At 45.4% G+C, this 18,571-nt stretch carries 20 protein-coding genes, 1 other RNA gene and 1 pseudogene; 10 read left to right on the top strand and 12 right to left on the bottom strand.

All coding sequences use genetic code 11. The annotated features are described in order from the left end of the window. Positions 1 to 46: 46 nt before the first annotated feature. The 3 genes and pseudogenes from ACRRNK_RS15905 to ACRRNK_RS15915 all read right to left on the bottom strand — a co-directional run. On the bottom strand, positions 47 to 943 hold the full coding sequence (locus ACRRNK_RS15905; RefSeq protein ID WP_433943694.1) for a LysR family transcriptional regulator: 897 nt from the start codon (positions 941 to 943) through the stop codon (positions 47 to 49). Positions 944 to 1,038: 95 nt separating this feature from the next. Then, positions 1,039 to 1,374: a rhomboid family intramembrane serine protease gene (locus tag ACRRNK_RS15910; protein WP_433943695.1), complete on the bottom strand. Its 336-nt coding sequence runs from the start codon at positions 1,372 to 1,374 to the stop codon at positions 1,039 to 1,041. Between the two features lie 49 nt (positions 1,375 to 1,423). After that, a pseudogene (locus ACRRNK_RS15915) lies at positions 1,424 to 1,591 on the bottom strand (rhomboid family intramembrane serine protease); the annotation flags it as partial. 171 nt (positions 1,592 to 1,762) lie between these two features. Here ACRRNK_RS15915 and tpx point away from each other — a divergent pair. Continuing rightward, entirely contained in the window at positions 1,763 to 2,278 is a 516-nt protein-coding gene (gene tpx / locus ACRRNK_RS15920) for a thiol peroxidase (protein WP_433943696.1), read from the top strand. Positions 2,279 to 2,332: 54 nt separating this feature from the next. Here tpx and ACRRNK_RS15925 read toward each other — a convergent pair whose 3' ends face one another. The 3 genes from ACRRNK_RS15925 to ACRRNK_RS15935 form a co-directional block, all read right to left on the bottom strand. Further along, entirely contained in the window at positions 2,333 to 2,728 is a 396-nt protein-coding gene (locus ACRRNK_RS15925) for a DUF1499 domain-containing protein (RefSeq protein ID WP_433943697.1), read from the bottom strand. Positions 2,729 to 2,894: 166 nt separating this feature from the next. Continuing rightward, positions 2,895 to 3,085, bottom strand: a non-coding RNA gene (ssrS, locus tag ACRRNK_RS15930) — 6S RNA. A 94-nt stretch (positions 3,086 to 3,179) separates the two neighbouring features. Next, a complete protein-coding gene (locus tag ACRRNK_RS15935; protein WP_433943698.1) occupies positions 3,180 to 3,968 on the bottom strand; it encodes a YesL family protein in 789 nt (262 codons plus the stop codon). Positions 3,969 to 4,144: 176 nt separating this feature from the next. Between ACRRNK_RS15935 and ACRRNK_RS15940 the strand changes: the two genes are divergently transcribed. Beyond that, complete coding sequence (locus ACRRNK_RS15940) at positions 4,145 to 4,240, top strand: YjcZ family sporulation protein (RefSeq protein WP_433943699.1); 96 nt, start codon at positions 4,145 to 4,147, stop codon at positions 4,238 to 4,240. Between the two features lie 68 nt (positions 4,241 to 4,308). Here ACRRNK_RS15940 and ACRRNK_RS15945 read toward each other — a convergent pair whose 3' ends face one another. Further along, positions 4,309 to 5,916, bottom strand: coding sequence for a DEAD/DEAH box helicase (locus tag ACRRNK_RS15945; RefSeq protein WP_433943700.1), 1,608 nt, complete (start codon positions 5,914 to 5,916; stop codon positions 4,309 to 4,311). A 305-nt stretch (positions 5,917 to 6,221) separates the two neighbouring features. Here ACRRNK_RS15945 and ACRRNK_RS15950 point away from each other — a divergent pair, with 305 nt between their 5' ends. From ACRRNK_RS15950 to ACRRNK_RS15965, 4 genes are all read left to right on the top strand, one after another. Next, a complete protein-coding gene (locus ACRRNK_RS15950) occupies positions 6,222 to 7,049 on the top strand; it encodes a YitT family protein (protein ID WP_433943701.1) in 828 nt (275 codons plus the stop codon). 167 nt (positions 7,050 to 7,216) lie between these two features. Further along, a complete protein-coding gene (locus ACRRNK_RS15955; protein WP_433943702.1) occupies positions 7,217 to 7,420 on the top strand; it encodes a hypothetical protein in 204 nt (67 codons plus the stop codon). Positions 7,421 to 7,657: 237 nt separating this feature from the next. Beyond that, positions 7,658 to 8,872, top strand: coding sequence for a putative glycoside hydrolase (locus ACRRNK_RS15960; protein WP_433943703.1), 1,215 nt, complete (start codon positions 7,658 to 7,660; stop codon positions 8,870 to 8,872). A 100-nt stretch (positions 8,873 to 8,972) separates the two neighbouring features. Beyond that, positions 8,973 to 10,340, top strand: coding sequence for an MATE family efflux transporter (locus ACRRNK_RS15965; protein ID WP_433943704.1), 1,368 nt, complete (start codon positions 8,973 to 8,975; stop codon positions 10,338 to 10,340). Positions 10,341 to 10,600: 260 nt separating this feature from the next. On the opposite strand, the gene ACRRNK_RS15970 is transcribed toward ACRRNK_RS15965, so the two are convergent. Further along, a complete protein-coding gene (locus tag ACRRNK_RS15970) occupies positions 10,601 to 11,941 on the bottom strand; it encodes an FtsW/RodA/SpoVE family cell cycle protein (protein ID WP_433943705.1) in 1,341 nt (446 codons plus the stop codon). 2 nt (positions 11,942 to 11,943) lie between these two features. Continuing rightward, on the bottom strand, positions 11,944 to 12,279 hold the full coding sequence (locus ACRRNK_RS15975) for a PadR family transcriptional regulator (protein ID WP_433943706.1): 336 nt from the start codon (positions 12,277 to 12,279) through the stop codon (positions 11,944 to 11,946). Positions 12,280 to 12,483: 204 nt separating this feature from the next. Here ACRRNK_RS15975 and ACRRNK_RS15980 point away from each other — a divergent pair, with 204 nt between their 5' ends. The 3 genes from ACRRNK_RS15980 to ACRRNK_RS15990 all read left to right on the top strand — a co-directional run bounded on the left by ACRRNK_RS15980 (position 12,484) and on the right by ACRRNK_RS15990 (position 14,608). Continuing rightward, complete coding sequence (locus ACRRNK_RS15980) at positions 12,484 to 12,927, top strand: peroxiredoxin (RefSeq protein WP_433943707.1); 444 nt, start codon at positions 12,484 to 12,486, stop codon at positions 12,925 to 12,927. A 116-nt stretch (positions 12,928 to 13,043) separates the two neighbouring features. After that, positions 13,044 to 13,733, top strand: coding sequence for a helix-turn-helix domain-containing protein (locus tag ACRRNK_RS15985; RefSeq protein WP_433943245.1), 690 nt, complete (start codon positions 13,044 to 13,046; stop codon positions 13,731 to 13,733). After that, positions 13,667 to 14,608, top strand: coding sequence for an IS3 family transposase (locus ACRRNK_RS15990; protein ID WP_433946783.1), 942 nt, complete (start codon positions 13,667 to 13,669; stop codon positions 14,606 to 14,608). Before ACRRNK_RS15985 ends, ACRRNK_RS15990 begins: the two co-directional genes overlap by 67 nt. Before the next feature lie 129 nt (positions 14,609 to 14,737). On the opposite strand, the gene pfkA is transcribed toward ACRRNK_RS15990, so the two are convergent. The 3 genes from pfkA to ACRRNK_RS16005 form a co-directional block, all read right to left on the bottom strand. Further along, entirely contained in the window at positions 14,738 to 15,709 is a 972-nt protein-coding gene (pfkA, locus tag ACRRNK_RS15995) for a 6-phosphofructokinase (RefSeq protein ID WP_433943708.1), read from the bottom strand. A 26-nt stretch (positions 15,710 to 15,735) separates the two neighbouring features. Beyond that, positions 15,736 to 16,761, bottom strand: a complete 1,026-nt coding sequence (locus tag ACRRNK_RS16000) for a tetraprenyl-beta-curcumene synthase family protein (protein WP_433946913.1) — start codon at positions 16,759 to 16,761, stop codon at positions 15,736 to 15,738. Between the two features lie 155 nt (positions 16,762 to 16,916). After that, a complete protein-coding gene (locus ACRRNK_RS16005; protein ID WP_433943709.1) occupies positions 16,917 to 17,231 on the bottom strand; it encodes a hypothetical protein in 315 nt (104 codons plus the stop codon). Positions 17,232 to 17,366: 135 nt separating this feature from the next. On the opposite strand from ACRRNK_RS16005, the gene ACRRNK_RS16010 reads away from it, so the two are divergent. Then, positions 17,367 to 18,548, top strand: coding sequence for an MFS transporter (locus ACRRNK_RS16010; RefSeq protein ID WP_433943710.1), 1,182 nt, complete (start codon positions 17,367 to 17,369; stop codon positions 18,546 to 18,548). Positions 18,549 to 18,571 lie beyond the last annotated feature (23 nt).

The following is an 18,571-nucleotide window of genomic DNA, read 5'->3' on the forward strand; positions in this document are numbered from 1 at the left end:
AACAAAGAACCTCCCTTTTGGGGAGGTTCTTTTGTGTGCTAAGAATCTATTTCGGTGCCGATGCAAAATACTCAAGCAAAAATCTACGGAATGACTGAGCCACAAGCGGCAGCTTGTCATCTGAACGATGTATCAGTCCAATGGTGCGCGTCACCCTGGGGTTCGAAATCTTCACCCTTGCCGGTTGAAGCAGATTGGTCTGGAATAATGCCATTTCCGGCAAAAGGCTAACGCCCATCCCCGCAGCAACCAGACCGCGAATGGTATCTGTCTCTTCTCCCTCAAAAGCAATTTTAGGCGAAAATCCCGCCTCAAGACAAGCTTGCCATACAATCGGCCTAAGCGAGTAACCTTTGCTGAACAAAATGAACTTATCATCCTTGAGTTGATTCAGGTGGATTGTCTCTTCCCCTGCGAGCGGGTGATTTGGCGGCAGTATAGCTACTAGCTCCTCCGTTATGACGAGATTTCCCTGCACCTGATCATGGCTCTCCGGGAAAGGCGAGATGAAAGCAAGATCAACCTCAGCCATGGTCACATCCCGTATCAGAGATGGAAACATACCTTGTTTGAACCTGAACTTCACATTCGGGTAAATTTTGCGGAATTCTGCTACAATGCTTGGTATCAAATGAATGCCTAGACTATGAGGAAACCCAAGCCTGATCTCTCCCTGCTCAGGATCAAGAAACTCATGCACCTCATTAACTGCAAGCTCGAGGTCCTTGATAATCGCCTCTACTCTGCTGCAAAATAGCTGTCCCACCGCAGTCAGGTGGACATTTCTCCCCTTTTGAATAAATAAATCAACCCCCAGCTCCTGTTCAAGCTGATGAATTTGCCTGCTAACTGCAGATTGAGCCACGTGCAGCTCCTCCGCCGCCTTCGTAACATGCTCCTTCTGGGCTACCTTTACAAAGTACTGCAGTTGTCTTAACTCCACTTCCTAAACCTCTCCATTCTGCTCTTTACGCACTCCACTAACTAAATAATCAACCATAAATTCAGACTTACTTTACCACGCACGCTGCATCTAGTTCAACGACCTCTTGTCAGCCGAATCAAGATACCGTATATGAAGAAACCCGTGACTAGCCCGCCCAGATGAGCCATCCAGTTGATATTATCCACAATAACCGAGAAAACAAGGCCTACCATTAGAATAGCATAGAGCGTCTTGCGGGAAGCATCATCCATGAATTGCCGCTGAAGCAAGGCCACATATAGAAAGCCTCCATACACCCCATAGATTGCCCCTGATGCACCGACCGTTAGGGTAGGCTCCATATGATAGTTGTAATAAGCCATACTTAACGCATTGGCAAGCAGGCCACTCCCTATGTAGAGCAGAGCATACTTCCAGGAGCCGAGCATACTTCCAGGAGCCGAGCATTCTTTCCATCGGAGGAGCAAATACCAAAAGCGCGAAGCTGTTAAACAAAATATGATCAAACCCATCATGCAGAAATATTGCGGTCAGGTATCGCCATTTCTCATGCTCATACGCTATATCGTTAGTAAGTGCCCCAAATTTAAGCAAGTCATTCCCATTAAAAGTAACAACGAGAAACATAATAACATTTATCAGCATAATCAGAGAAGTAACGGGATAATAGCGTAAATAACTCTTCAAGTTCTCATAGCGGATGAAGATCAATTATATCACCTTTCCACATAAATAATATCCTAACATTGGACAAGCGCTTTTTAAAAAGATTATAATGTATTTTGGCATGTAAAACCATTTAAGGAGGAGATTTATTTGGCACAAGAACGTCAAACAGCCACATTCAAAGGCAATCCGATCACTTTGGTAGGTCCAGAGCTGAAAGTCGGCGATACAGCACCGGATTTCACACTGAACAAGAACCTGCTTGAAACAGCTTCACTGCAGGATTATGCTGGCAAAATCAAGCTGATCAGTGTTGTCCCTTCACTCGATACAGGCGTATGCGACGCCCAAACCCGCCGCTTCAACCAGGAAGCTGATAGCCTGGGAGATAACGTCGTAATTCTTACAGTAAGTGCAGATCTCCCATTCGCTCAAGCACGCTGGTGCGGTGCCTCAGGTATTGAAGGCGTAATCACATTGTCTGATTACAAGAACAACTCTTTTGGCGAAGCCTACGGTGTCTTGATTAAAGAGTTTGCAATCGACTATCGCGCTATCTTCGTTGTAGATGCTGACAACAAAATCCGTTATGTCGAATATCTTAACGAGATGACTGAGCATCCGGACTATGACAAAGCTCTTGCAGCTGTCAAGGAACTGATCTAATAAATAAAACGGGCACAAGGAAGGCTTATCCTTGGCCCGTTTTTTTGTACACATTTACCCACTTGTTGTCTTGTATTTACTAAGCTTCTTGTCAAGCACCCCAAATATCTGAACGATATTCCGGTAGTTCGATCCAAGATCCCCCATAGACCCGCGTGAAGCCGAATAAATATCAACAGCAGCTCTCATCGGCCCTGTCTGAATAACGGATACGGTAATATCCATCATACGTCCGAAAGGACTCCGCTTCTCAAGTAGAATCTCCCCTACAGTAGGAACCTCATGAAGCAGCTTATACCCAGGAATCTTCTTAATTGTAGAAGATATTTCTTCCCATGCTTTTTCCTTGGATAATTGATAATAGCGTGTTTTTAGTTCAGGCAGTTTCGCTCGGTCGCTGCTTCCTTCCTGGCTTCGCAGCAGCCCGACCACCGTTCTCTTGAGTGACAATGAATTTCCTCCTTCAGTCCGTGCGGATCAATCTGTAATTTGTATACGCTCTCTATAGTGTAACATTGTTAGACAGCAAACAAAAGTCATTTGAACACATAGAAATAAACGCAAAAAAGCACCTCCATATTCATCATGAATAAGGAGATGCTCACTTAGGATCATAAGGAATCCCGCTTATGCCGTCCGATCACATTGTCTTAGAACCTGCATTGGCAGGTGGGTGACCTCAGAAGCGTTTTTGAAGTCCCCTAATCATATAGATAGGGCTTATCAGCTGCGCTGCAATATTGATCTCCCAAGACATCTTCATTGGTTCAAAACAAAGTATAATCGAAACGCACATCGCAGGATGTATTGCTATTATAGACGCTTACATCTGAAAAGTAAACTCATTCAACAAGCAAAATCATTGGTAATTTCACCCGGAGAATTCAACCTATCCCTACGGTTATTTATCTGTCTTAACTTCTTCTGAGTTGAACGAGTCTGTCTCTTCATCATCCAGCTTATCCTCTACGGCTTGATTTTGCTTATCAGCCATTTCCTGCATTTTCGTATAAGTACCGTAGAAGTTGAAGAACGCGACAAAAGCCATTAAGCTCCCAAGGCCAACCAGGATCAGGAATAAAAATTTAATAGTGATCGCGACTAGAACCCCAGCACAGATTACAGTAGAAAGCATGCGCAGTGGACGTACCATTGTTAAAAGAACTGAGTTCTTAATAATCTGCTTGATCCCCATGTGATAATGAACGACCATGGAGAAAAAGTTAAATAATGATATAAATAAGATAAACATGAAGATCAGCATCACAATACCGATTACCTTCGCACCCGGGAACTGATCCATATTCATGTACACTTTATAATCGACAATCATAATTACGCATAGCAGCGTATAGAAGATGCCCCCGATAAGACTTTGCTTATAGTTCTCTTTATAACCTCTAAAGAACGTGCGCCAGACCGAAACATCCTCTTCACCCATCACCCATTTGCGAGTAACCGCAAATAACGCCGACGTAGCCGGAAACAATGTAACCGGTGCCAATACAGCCATTAACCAATAAGTTAGTGTCTCCGGCTGGTTTGGCATTGTCTGAAAAAGTAAGATCTTATTAATTACTACGAAAAAGAACGGGATCGAACATATCAGCCATAATATATTGCTTGCCGCAATCCGCGTGATCCATTCCGTAATTTTATATAATCCACCCATTAGTCCTCTTGTGTCCAATCCTTCTCCCCCTCTATAAGTACGAGTATCTGTAATTATTACTATACTCTATCAGGAATCTGCATTCCAGCGCCTATTTTCATCCATATAGGTCAGTGTCTTTATCATGACCGGGTTTAGTGCCATATGATACCTTGTAAATCTAAACTTTTTCCCATCGAAGGAGGTACCCGACCATGTCCAATGTAGGATACGGTAACATGTTTACTTCTACTGGTACTATTCTGGTATTGTTTATTTTGCTGGTCATTGTCACCCGTACTTTTATCTAGGCATGGCTGCATAAGAACAAAAGAAGACGAAGCGGCGAGCCGCTTCGTCTTCCTTGATATGCGATCTATTATTCGTTATCGCTGCGTGTCGAAGGACGGCGTTCGCCACCGGTAGAACGTGGCTTCCGATCCGAGTAAGAACGGGAAGAATAATCACGTCCTCCTTCTCTGCTACCACTGTTATATCCACCTTTGCCACTGCCGTAGCTGCTGCTTCCATAACTGCGATTACCGCCACCTTCACGGTTGTTCCCACGGTAAGATCCTCCACCGTCTCTACCGCCGCTGCGATTGCCATAACCACCGGATGGCTTGCGTCCGTTAGAACGAATGTCTGGCTTGCGGCGCTTCACGCGGATTGGCTCCTCTGGAGTCAGTTCAATATTTCCTGTTTCTTTCTTGTCTCCAGTAACAAGCTTAATTGCTGCGGAGAGAAGATTCACGGAATCATACTGCTCAAGAAGTTGAATAGCGATACCTTTATACTCATTCAACTCACCATTCTCAACAAGCTCAATCAAGCGCTCAGCGGTAATCCGTTGTTTGCCTTCAATTGCTTCTGCGATACTTGGAAGAGGCTTCTTGGAAATACGATGACGAGTTACACGCTCAATAAAATGCAGATGATCAAGTTCACGCGGCGTTACAAAGGAATAAGCCGCTCCTTCTTTACCTGCGCGTCCAGTACGTCCAATACGGTGAACATAGCTTTCCGGATCCTGTGGAAGGTCAAAGTTAACTACGTGTGTTACACCGGATACATCCAGACCGCGTGCCGCCACGTCGGTTGCTACCAGCACATCGATGCTGCCGTCACGGAACTTGCGCATAACGGTATCACGTTGATTCTGTGACAAGTCGCCATGAAGTCCGTCTGCCGAATATCCGCGTTTGGACAAGGCTTCTGCGAGCTCATCGACCCGGCGCTTCGTACGACCGAAGACAATCGCCAGCTCAGGAGATTCCATATCCAGCAGGCGTGTAAGAGCATCGAACTTTTGACGTTCATGCACTTCGATATAAGCCTGGTCGATCAGTGGCGCACTGACTTGTTTCGGGATTACCGATACATGTTCCGGATTCTTCAGGAATTGTTGAGCCAACTTCTGGATATTTGTTGGCATAGTTGCAGAGAATAGCATTGTTTGGCGCTCTTCGGGGACAAGCTTCAGGATGGATTGGATATCATCCATAAAGCCCATATCGAGCATTTCATCCGCTTCATCAAGAATGACAGTCTGTACGTCGTCCAGCTTGATTGTCTTGCGGTTAATGTGGTCAAGGAGACGACCCGGGGTTCCGATAATAATCTGTGGCTTCTTCTTCAAAGCTCTGATCTGGCGAACGATATCCTGACCGCCGTAGATCGGGAGAGAACGAATGCCCTTGAAGCGGGACAGCTTGCTGATCTCTTCAGCTACCTGGATGGCAAGTTCACGCGTTGGCGCCATGATCAAAGCCACGATCCGATCTTCTTCTCTTTGGATCTTATTGATTAGCGGAAGACCGAAAGCCGCCGTCTTACCTGTACCTGTCTGCGCCTGTCCGATCAAGTCTCTTCCTTCCATTGCGAATGGAATGGATTTAGCCTGAATCGGGGTTGCCTCCTCGAAACCAAGTTCCGTAATTGCTTGTAATACCTTGGGCTCTAGGCCAAATTCTGCAAATGTACTCAAATTTATTCATGCTCCTTCTATATGGTGGACAAATCCACAATCTTGACGTTATTCTTAAGTAGCGGTAAACGTTTATAGGCTGTCCCATCCTGCAAAAAAGTTTCATTTCAGGGGGAGGGTAAAGCTGGTAAATAAACCTTTGGTTATCTAAACTTTACCGTTTCTTTTGAACCATGTAACAGTAACACATATATTCATTAAAATGGAAATCCATCCCTACTCAAGAATATCTCAAACATTATAGCACAAAACATTCTTGAAACACCAGTTACATACCAAGAACCATTTTGCGCGAGGTGAAACCCATGTACAAACTTATCAGTCACAGCCTGGCGGTCATCTTCGGTGCAGTTCTTATTGCCGCCGGTTTCAATCTCTTCCTAATCCCCCACAAGCTCCTTAGCGGCGGGGTGTCCGGTCTGTCCATGTTAACTGGATATTTCACGAACTTCAGTATCAGCACCATGTACCTGGTGTATAACATTCCTCTCCTGATTGCAGGTCTGTTCCTTCTAGGCAAAAGATTCATCGGTCTAAGCATCCTCTCGGTTGTCGCGACAACCTGGTTCATCGCCTTGATCCCGGTACCTGCGAAAATGCTGGCCCAAGATGCTCTTCTGGCCTCTGTATTTGGAGGCGTACTGGTAGGTCTTGGCGCAGGCATCTCCTTCAGAGCCGGAGGATCATCCGGTGGATTCGATATTCTGGGCTCCATTGTCACCAAGTATCGAGACTTTCCTGTTGGTAGCGTCATCGTTGTACTGAATACCCTGGTCGTTCTGGCCATGGGGTACCTAAATGGAGAATGGAACCTCGCACTGGCTTCCATGGTGTCCATCTATCTTAGCGGCAAGGTCGTTGATTATATTCACATCAGCCATGTCAAGGTCACGCTGTTTATTATCACGAATCAGACGGATGTCATGCTGGAAAAGCTTTTGGGACTGCCGCGCGGAGTTACGCTGATCAAGACCGAGGGCGCCTTCTCCCATAAGGAGAAAGACATGCTCATGACCGTAACCACCAAATACGAGCTGGCTGAACTACGGGAAATCATTAAAGCAACCGACCCCACAGCCTTTGTTAATATAGTAGAAACTGTTGGCGTCATGGGTTCATTCCGGCGTAGTTAATTACCTCTGGTGCACCCCCTGGGGGAATATGTTATGATATTGAAGCACGGATCTTTGCCAAATTCATGATTTGCATGCAGAATGAAGCTTTACCCTTTATTTTCACAGGTTAATAGCTTTTCCGGTACGATGAATGATTCTTTAAATGAATGATTCCGGAGGAAAGGATGATTATTGTGGACATGGAAACGGTAAAACTTTCTCAAATCGTCATGAAGTGGTTCCCCGATATGATGCCGGTCTTCAATAAGGAAGAGTTGAATTCCAGAATTCTTCTTCGAGACGGCTTCACTGTTCTGGAACCTGAAGATGCTTTAGAGATTATTCATTACAGCATTTGTGAGCATCAAAGCTCCGCGCTTTTACATTAACCAAGAACACCTTAAGCCGCTTCTTGTACAAGAAGCGGCTTATCATTTTTGTATAGACATTGTTAAATTTCCGACGTTTACTAATTATTGGGCGTTTAACCACATATTTTTAAGTTTAAAGAGGATACATCAACCTATATACTTTATTTCTAACGAAAAATGACAATCCTGTTCTTTCAGGCATTTATCCAATTCGATATAATTATAGAGAGTGCAAACAAGGGAGAGAAACTTCACATGAACATCTTATGGACACTGCTAATGCTGGCTGTGAGTACTTCTTCTGGCCATCAGACGGATCAACCTCAGAAAGGAAGCTTTGCTAGTATACTGAAATCATCCTATCAATCTATCGCTTCCTATTCTCAGAAGGCTGCAAATGGAACAGCACCCACTGGAACAACAACAACAACAACAACAACAACAACAACAACAACGGTTAAGTCGGATCCTCAGGAAGACGCACCCAAGGTTAAAGGCATTTATGTCACAGCCTACAGTGCTGGCGGAGCCCGAATGGAGCAGCTGCTTAATTTGACGGACAATACAGAACTAAATGCAATGGTCATCGACCTGAAAGACGACTCTGGTTACATAACTTACCCAACGACAAATCAAGAGCTTCTTAAATACGGCAAGCCGCAGTCATTTATACGTGATATTCATGGACTTATGGACCGGTTGAAGAAGCATAATGTATATCCCATCGCACGGGTTGTTGTTTTTAAGGACACCGTGCTTGCCAAGAAGCATCCGGAGCTATCGTTCCGTCAAAGTAACGGCACTGTCTGGAGCAATGGCAAAGGAGACAGCTTCGTCAATCCTTACAGCAAAGACGTATGGGAGTATAACGTCGCTATTGCCAAAGAAGCCGCTGCTCTCGGATTCAAAGAAATTCAGTTCGATTATGTTCGTTTCCCGGAGGGCTTTGAGAAGCGGGCCAATACATTGAAATACATTAAAGACAACAAGAGTCGTGTGGATGCGGTATCCTCTTTTGTAGACTATGCGCGAAAAGAACTCGAACCCCTTGGTGTACGAGTATCTGTTGATATTTTTGGCTATGCAGCTTCTGTTCCCGCGGCCGAGGGAATTGGACAGGATTTCACCAAGATCTCCAAGAACGTGAACGTGATCTCGCCTATGATCTATCCAAGCCACTATACGGCTGGCTGGTTTGGAGCCAAGGACCCGGATAAAGCGCCATATCAGACCATCAAGGGCTCTGTTGCAGATACACATAAAAAGCTTGACCCTTTAGGTGAGAAGAAGCCGATCATTCGTCCCTGGATTCAGGATTTCACCGCGAGCTGGCTGGGCAGCGGTCATTATTTGAAATATGGCAAACACGAGGTTGAAGAACAGATTCGGGCACTCAAGGATATGAAGGTGGATGAGTACCTGCTCTGGAATGCGAATAACCGCTATACAGCTGGTGTAGATTACAAATAAGTATTTGGTTTAAAAATATCAAAAGCCCTTTACCGGGCTTTTTCTTTGTGTGAGACAGCTTCACACTCAAGAGTAGTGCTAATTGAAATGGAGACTTGAAATGAAACAGACATTCAGCCTAAAACAAAAGTATATCCAGTTTATTCATATTCTTATTCCAATCCTGATTACCCAGATCACGCTGTCGCTGATGACCTTCTTCGATACGATGATGTCAGGCCATTCCAGCCCAGCCGATCTTGCGGGTGCTGCAATAGGATCAAGTCTCTGGCTACCTGTCCAGACTGGATTAAGCGGAATTCTTATGGGGATCACCCCCATTGTCTCTCATCTTGTTGGTAAGAAGGATCGGGATCAGGTGAACTTTAATGTGGTGCAAGCCATACTACTGTCTCTAGCAGTGTCTATCGTGGTCATTATTGGAGGCAGTATTGCGCTTGATCCTATTCTAAACGGTATGGGCCTTGAGCCGAAGGTCCAGCATGTTGCCCACTATTTCCTGGTTGCTATCGGAGCCGGAGTAATCCCTTTATTCGGTTATACCGTACTGCGATCTTTTATTGATTCCATTGGCCAGACCCGTATCTCGATGACAATTACACTGATGTCTCTGCCCATTAATGTTCTAGTGAATTATCTGCTGATATTCGGGAAAATGGGGTTCCCGCGGCTTGGGGGTATCGGCTCCGGCGTTGCTTCTGCTTTCACCTATTGGTGCATCTTCATACTGGCATTCGTTGTTATCCGTAAAAGCGAGGCATTCTCGGAGTATCAGATGCTGCGAAAGTGGTACAGAATCTCCTTCTCCAAATGGAAGGAGCTGCTCAAGATCGGTGTTCCAATTGGATTCGCCATTTTCTTCGAAACGGCAGTCTTCGCTGCCGTAACTCTGTTCATGAGCCAGTATGATACGAAGACCATTGCAGCGCATCAAGCTGCACTCAACTTCGCCTCTACGCTGTATATGATCCCGCTCAGTATCTGTCTATCTCTGACGATCCTGGTGGGATTCGAGACTGGAGCAGCCAGACTCCGGGATGCGAAGCAATATACAAATCTCGGAATAGGAACTGCAGCTGGCATGTCCATCGTCACTGCAATCATTCTGTTAGTATTCCAGCATGGCGTTGCGTCTTTATACTCCGATGAGCCTACGGTGATCGAGCTTACCAAGCACTTTCTGATCTACGCTATATTCTTTCAGCTTTCGGATGCGATTGCCGCTCCGATCCAGGGAGCTCTTAGGGGATATAAGGATGTGAACTCTCCGTTCCTTCTTGCATTTATCGCCTATTGGGTCATTGGCCTGCCACTGGGGTATGTGCTCGCTAATTACACCAGTCAAGGACCCTACGGTTACTGGCTGGGATTAATCAGCGGTCTGGCGGTTGCTGCCGTATCATTATTCCTGCGGCTCGCTTATATGCAGAAGAAGTATGCCAAGGACTTGGGCCTGCCCTTACAATAATTATATAAGTTGAACTAATATTTACATGGTAGGCTGCCGTGTGAAATGTTCCTACGATCGCTGTTGTTCTCAGACTTCTTTATTAATTTTCTAAGGTAGAAGTCTAATCACAAAGGCGAACGCTCCGCTTCTCCGAAATCATTTCACACTCTTGCCTATAAGTAATTCTTAAATTCAACTTATATAGACTAAAGAACGCCGCCCCATCCAACAAGGATATGGCGGCGTTCTTTAATCTGTGAACAGCATAAGCCGGCGCCTTACGAGGTCGAGGCTGTGGATGAAGCTGCCCGGACGATTTCTTTTCTCCGATAAATAGACAGCAATAACCCTACGGCCGCGAACTCAATCAGCAAATGAGAACCGCCATAACCTACGAATGGGAAGGTCACCCCTAAAATGGGAACATAGCCTATGGCCATGGCCAGCCCGTATACGAGCCGGGCTCCAAGCATCATCATGATGATCAGGATCAATGATTTGCCAAACTGATCATCGACTCTTTTGTAAGTAACAATCATACGATGGATGAGCATTAGGGTGGCTATTGCTATGACAATCCCTGCGAACCAGCCAAAACTGTATAGAAGATAGGTCATAAGATTATCCGATTGAATGTACGGAAGCTCCTTAAGCGGAGCGCCCAGTCCTCTGCCCCACCAGCCTGCGGATTGAACAGCCTCTCTTGTGTGGACGTAGACATACCCGTAACCATCGGGGTCATTATAAGGATTAAGGGCTCCCGTAATTGTGTCTCGCATGTGAATAAATCGGCCATTACTAAGATAGAGATATCCACTCGCCAGGCTAATCAAAGCTCCAATCCCAATTCCTACACCCACACTAACCCGTCGGCGGTACATCCAAGCGTATAATCCTGCACATCCAATTAGATAGAATCCTAGCTCTGTCAAGGCTGGAAGACGTGTATATATAAGTATAGGTAACCCTAAGATTATTAACTCGGCAAATTTACGATTCATTAACCTCAACTTCAACTTTGACAACTGCTGTAAAATCCCCGCAACAGCAATCAATAGCACATAAGAACTGATGTTAGCCCAATCCCAAGCTAAAGAGCCAAGGATAATATACCTGTGCTGACCATCCATAAGGGGTCCGTTAAACGTAAATACAAACCCCGCCATTACGAGACCATACAAATACCAAGCTGCTTTATACAGCTTGCGATAATCCAGAAAATATACTCCGATCATCACAACAATACCGAGTACCAGGAAAAATACCTGCTTCTCAAGGAACCCTGCGGATGCATACTTTTCTGAGTATGCTGCATAGTTCTCACCTACCGACCACATAGAGACCACGCTGATCGCTGCAAAGAACAGCACAATCAAGATAAGTCCGTAATTAATCCGCGGTTTATGTACCTTATGAAGCTGCTTCCCGACTTCAGCAGGATCGCCCATTTGGGTAACAGCCCAATTGACGGCCTCATCCGCATCATATCCTTGGTCTACTCTAGCCTCAATCAGTTCTTCTAAATGGTTATCCAATTCTTCCCGAACGGAAGGATGTACTTCCTTAGCCTTTACCTGTGTACACACTTTATCCAAAAATTCCCGTCGTTGATCCTGCATGTTTAGTGTCCTCCTCCTTCCCCCAGAACTGTATCAACCGCCTGCCGGAATACTTTCCACTCAGTTCTCTTCTCTTCAAGCTGCTTCAATCCGCTATCGGTTATCCGGTAATACTTACGCTTCCTTCCCCCGTTCTCGGTCCAGAAAGCTTCAACCCACTGTTCAGACTCCATGCTGTGCAGCAGTGGATACAAGGTACCTTCCTTCAGTGTAAAAATGCCTCCCGAACTGTGATCCAGTTGCTTGATGATCTCATACCCATACAGGGGCTCCCGCGATAAAAGCGTTAATATCAAGGTGCCTGTACTACCTTTAATCATTTCTTTGCTAATCTTCATCAATCCAGCCTCCTTCAGAGCTAAATGACTGATACGACACAATGTATCATAATTCTATGCATCGATAATCTATGTATAATAATATACTTTACTGGAATTATTGTCCACACCGGCTTTGCATCCTTAGACTCAGCATACTACAATAAACTGGAATACAATCATTGCCATTATAGGACTAGATGAAAATAGGAGCGTGAATATTTAATGCTCAGCGAAGGAACGAAGGCGCCGCTGTTCCGCGCCGAAAGTACACAAGGATGGATTGATTTGGCTGAGTATATAGGCACACGGCCAATTGTACTTATCTTTTATCCCATGGATGATACACCCGGCTGTACCACACAGCTATGTGCGGTTAGAGATGCAGAGCCGTCGTATACCGGCTTCAATGCTCTTGTGCTCGGAGTGAATCCTGGATCGAAAGAAAGCCATGAGAAATTTGCGGCTAAGCACGGATATGATTTCCCGCTTGTTGTTGACATGAACGGAGAGATCCGCCGTCAGTATGACATCGGGAAGACACTCGGTTTCTTGATGCAGCATCGCGTGGTCATTGTGATCGACTTGGAAGGTAAGATCGCATTTGCGGAAAAGGGTCTGAGGCCTACCGAGGAAATCATGGAAGTACTAAAGCGAATTGCCGGGTAACGAGATAGAACGCATAAGAAAAAGGAATCCACACGCCATCAACTGATATGCTCCCATCATAGTAGACAGTAGAAAAAACAAAAACTTCTACTGCTACAATGATGGGAGTTTTTCTAATGTCAAAAAGAAGTCCTATTTCTTTAGAAGTAAAATTACATGCCGTACAGCGGTGTCTTGAGCATAAGTCTAATCCAAACTATGAAGCGAAACAGCTTAGAGTTTGTAAGAGTACGGTTAAGGATTGGATAAGAAAGTATAAAGCAGATGGTTTGGATGGATTAAAGGAATCGAATACATGGAAATCATACTCAAAGGAATTGAAGCTTGCGGCTATTAAAGACGTGTTGTCTGGTCATTGCTCCGTAGAAGAGGCAACAAAGAAGCATCGTATTTCGAGTAGAAGTGTTTTGGGAAAATGGATTTCCAAGTATACTAATGAGATAGAATTGAAACCTACACCTAAGGGAAAAGGACTGTCTCATATGAACAAAGGACGTAAAACAACTTTCAAGGAACGCATTGAAATTGCACAATATACAATCGCTAATGGTTTGGATTATCAGAAGGCGATCGAAAAGTACGATGTATCCTATCAGCAGGTGTACGCATGGGTTCGGAAATACCGAGCTGGTAGTGAAGATGCCCTCAAGGACAACCGAGGTCGTAAAAAGCCTGCAGAGGAACTAGATGAGCATGAACGGCTTAAGCTACGGATCAAGGAATTAGAAGCTCGAAACGAATACCTGGAAATGGAGAATGCCCTCGCAAAAAAGTTGGCGGAGATCAAGCGACGAAATACACGCTAACCCTTGTTCGACAAGCAGACTTGTATCAAGCGATTCAAGAACTGAACAAAGAAAAAGGTTATGCAATTACGAAATTGTGTGCGTTAGCCGGAGTTGCTCGATCTGCCTATTATAAGGGGTTAAAATGGATGCCATCCGCCAGAGAACTTGAGAATTATACGCTAGCTAAAGAAGTGAAGCTTCGCTATGACAAGCGAAAGGGGATACTTGGCTATCGCCAAATGCGCACCCAATTAAACCGAAAGCTCAAGAAGAAGTACAATAAAAAGCGGTATTACCGAATTATGCGTGCTCTTGGATTAAAGGCGGTAATTCGTAGGAAACGGCCGAACTACGTGAAAGTCTCTGAGATGCATGTAGCTCAAAATGTAATGAACCGTGAATTTCAGGCAGTTGCTCCTAATATGAAGTGGTGTACAGACGTTACAGAATTGAAGTACGGAAACGGCCGTAAAGCCTACCTGAGTGCAATTCTTGATGTATACGATAACTCTATCGTTTCATGGGTGTTAAGCCCCTCCAACAACAATAAACTCGTCATGGATACGCTAAAGAAGGCTTATGAGAAGAACCCCGGTGTAACCCCGCTTATTCAAAGTGACAGAGGCTTCCAGTATACGTCTCATGAGTATAATCGACTCCATGTAAAATACGGATTTATGAAAAGCATGTCTCGTGTGAGCCGATGCTTGGACAACCAACCTATTGAACGATTTTGGGGCACTTACAAATCAGAGAGCTATTATCTTACAAAGTATGATACCTATGAAGATGTCCTCAAAGACGTTAGCGAATATATTCGTTATTACAACAACTACCGGTATACAGAGTGTTTGGATGGTTTGTCACCTAACGAATACCGAAGAGCTGCATAATGAAAAAATCTCAGCTCTGTTAAAACGAGCTGAGGAAAATAAACGAATCGTTTTTGTTTTATTCACTGTCCACTTGACAGGGAGCACTTCAAACGGCAGGATTCCTTTTCTCTATTCTAATGAAATAAATTATTGGGACAACCGTGAAGCGAGCTCGTACAGCTCCATATTGAACGGCTTCTTGGTGTTGACTACTTTCTCGATATCTGTAAGGACAAGCTCGCCTTGGAGAACGCCGCAGCCTTTGTTAGACTCTCCTTCAATCAGCTTACGCACAGCGAAGTCACCCAAACGGCTGGCCAAGTTCCGGTCAAATGGAGTTGGGGATCCACCGCGCTGAATATGTCCGAGCACGGTAACACGCGGATCGATGGAAGGGTAACATTCTTTCAAGGCTGTAGCGACATCCTCGCCTCTGCCTACTCCCTCAGCAACGATTACGATACTGTGTCTCTTACCATGATCAAAGTTCGCCTTCATTCGGTCAGCAACCTCATTCAGGTCATAAGATACTTCCGGCACAAGAATCGTCTCGGCTCCAGATGCAAGACCTGCATGCAGGGCGATATCTCCACAGTGACGTCCCATAACCTCTACCACGGAGGAACGTTCGTGTGATGACATCGTGTCACGAAGCTTGTTCACAGCTTCCACAACAACATTAACGGCAGTATCAAAACCAATTGTATAATCCGTAAAGGAAATATCGTTATCGATCGTTCCCGGAAGCCCCATCGTCTTGATTCCTAGACGACTTAGCTTCTCAGCACCCTGGTAGGATCCGTCACCGCCGATAACTACCAGTCCGTCAATTCCGCGATCCCGCAGGATTTGGGCACCCTTCTGCTGGCCTTCCAGCGTCTTGAATTCCAGACAGCGTGCGGATTGGAGAATGGTTCCCCCGCGCTGAATAATATCTCCGACACTGCGGATATCCATCGCAAAGATATCATTATTCAGCAAGCCTTGATAACCGCGCTGAATTCCATAGACCTCAAGTCCATAGTACAAGCCGCTTCGCACAACAGCACGAACTGCTGCGTTCATCCCTTGGGAATCTCCACCGCTGGTTAATACGGCAATTTTTTTAATTTGTGTCATAATGGTTGCCTCCTCAAAATGATTGCTTAAATATGCTTTCGGATCCAGCGGCTGTTCACGAAGAAGAATAATCTCGTAAGGGGACTCTTCTTCATCAATTTTCTGGATACGCTGCGAATCTCCTGCTGCTGGCTTACTTTGGGATCTGATAAGTACAAAGCAAGAAGTCCCTCAATAATCATCCGGTGAAAAGAAGATGCAGGGAGCACAGTAACATCCTGCCTAGCAGACTGAACAATCAGGGATATCCGGTCCAGCATCATTTCTGTATTGTCATAATAATTGCAGAAATTCAGATCTCCGCCGATCCGGTCTTCATCCTGATCAATTAAATAATCAAGCATAATATGTAATCCGCATACATGCGGGAAATAAGCATGTCTGATTACCTCTGCGCTTGTCTGATCAAGATCCTTATGGCTTGCTGCGAGGAAGAGCATGAATACTCCAAGTGTGGACCCGGTAGCCGCAGCGAACTCGTTCCATTTAAGCTCTGGAGCCAGGTTCTGGTGCTCGGAGTGCCACTTTAACAGCGCCGGCTCCCGCAGTTCAGGTCTTATGTGCTTGTACACCTGCAAATCTGTATACAGCTTGACCAGCATCAAGATCTGCGGCTTGGCCGCTTCGTATCCGGGAAGCTTAGCGATACAGTTACGGCACGTGGCGACAAGGCGGTGCAGATACCCCCCATCCTCCTTCTCGTCGCGTAGTTCGTAATAATTGTGCAAAGGTGCATCCGGATCGACCGCATCCAGCATCGATTGATGCAGCAGACGGAAATCATCCGCGTCCATCGACGTGCTTCGGTCGCACAGATTATCCAAATAATCACTTATAGTCTGAAAGGCTACGATTAACGGAATCAGCACGTGTCTCTGCTCAAGATGGGCTAACGCATAGACGGAGCCTCCCTGACAGTGAAATTCCTTGGTAGCAATGCTGGCAAGGGCTTGTCTTCTAAGCTCAGGATCCGGTATGGCCTCGGCCCTCTGCCTCCACTCACTCAGCTCGGAACGCACGTCTGGCAATAAATACTTATATACCCGGCTCATCAGCCTGATCGGATCACGGGGTATCTGATATGGGCGTTCTTCAAGATCAATCAAAGGCTTGCCTCCACATGATAGTCATCATTCACTGGTTTGAACCATTCTTTATTATAATATGATCCTTCTTTTTCTACAAATGATCAATGTCATAGACAGCCTCAAGAGTGCCTCTTTCCTTCCGATTCCTCGGCAGATACTCTATACCATATATGAAGATCATTAATGATACTCGCAAGTTCTGCAATGTCACTGTTAATCTTGCATGAAACAGCGAAGTTATTCTCTTCTCCAAGCTCTCTCAGCTTTATCACAATGATCTGCTCGAGCTCCATAACCCGGGTCGGAATTTGACCGCGTATGTCTTCCCAGGTCTCTATGATCCCTCGTCTCTCCATCAAAGGCAGCTCCTCGAATGGAGTATCAAATTCCGGGACCTTGATTCCCAGCCTGCTATCATATACAAATACGTCCACTTCAATCCCTCCCAGAGGTATTAGATACCCCATATTATATCGGATAATCCGGTAATTTGGTGCTTCGTTATGCTATACTAACGATGGCTGTTTAATGAACATTACATTTAAAATTACGGATTGGAGCCTCCTAGTATGAATTCTCATCATATCCGGCGGGACGTTAACTGGCTCCGTGCTTTTACATTTACAGTGTACGGAATCAGCGTCCTTGTCTTCTCTTTCTTCCCCCTCTTCTATAGAAGCCTGGGATTCACCAACGCACAGATTGGCTATCTCTACGCTATAGGGCCAATGATCTCTCTATTCTCCAATCTTCTCTGGAGTATGATTAGTGACCGCTACCGCACGATAAAGAGGATACTCATCCTACTATTAGTCGGCCAGCTTGTGCTCTCTATCATATTGTCAGTCTCCGGATCTTTCCTCGGTATTCTGATCGTTATCATGGTATTTTACTTTTTTTATTACCCTATATACCCGCTTACTGATACGATGGCGATCACAACGGCCAAAGAATATGGGAAGAGCTTCACCGTGATCCGCATATTCGGTTCTCTTGGATTTGCCACCTTCGCGATTGTAATAGGTTATGTCTTAACCGCATTAGGCACCTCTTGGACCATCCGAATTAGCATCGTACTTACGCTGATTGCTTTATTCCTGACTTTCTTCATTCGTGACCAGTCATCTTCCGCGAATAAAATGGATACATCAGGACTCTGGAAAATACTTCGGCAAAAGGAGCTGCTCTGGTTCTTCGGCTGTGTCTTCTGCCTTGCCATTGGTCACCGCATGAATGATGCCTTCCTGACCATTGCCATGAAGGAAATGGGGGCCAGTGATAACCTGGTAGGATGGGGAGTTCTCGCCTCTTCCCTTTCCGAGATCCCAATCTTCTTCCTGCTTAGTATCTATGGAGATCGGCTTAAAGAGCTGCCACTGATCTTATTCGCGTGTCTGATGTTCGCCCTGCGGTTCCTTCTCATGAGCCTTACCGATTCCGCTTTCAGTGTGATTGCGATTCAGACTCTACACAGCGTCACGTTCGGGATCTTCTTTGTTACTGCGGTCAGGTACCTGACGCGTCTCATTCCGGATCATTACAGGGCTACCGGACTAGCTCTGTTCACAGTAATGTGGTCTAGTGCATCCGGTCTTATCAGCGGTACATTTGGCGGTGTGATCTATGAGCACTTCGGCCGCAAAGAATTCTACCTCGTTGCCATGACTCTCAGCCTTGTAGCCTTTCTAGGATTTGCGAGCAAATATCTGGATCGGATACCCGGCCGCAAAAATGTTAACAAAAGTATTTAGCAGGACCTTGGCTATTCAAAGGT

Origin of the sequence: Paenibacillus sp. SN-8-1, assembly GCF_050995535.1 — a bacterium.
Lineage (GTDB): Bacteria > Bacillota > Bacilli > Paenibacillales > Paenibacillaceae > Fontibacillus.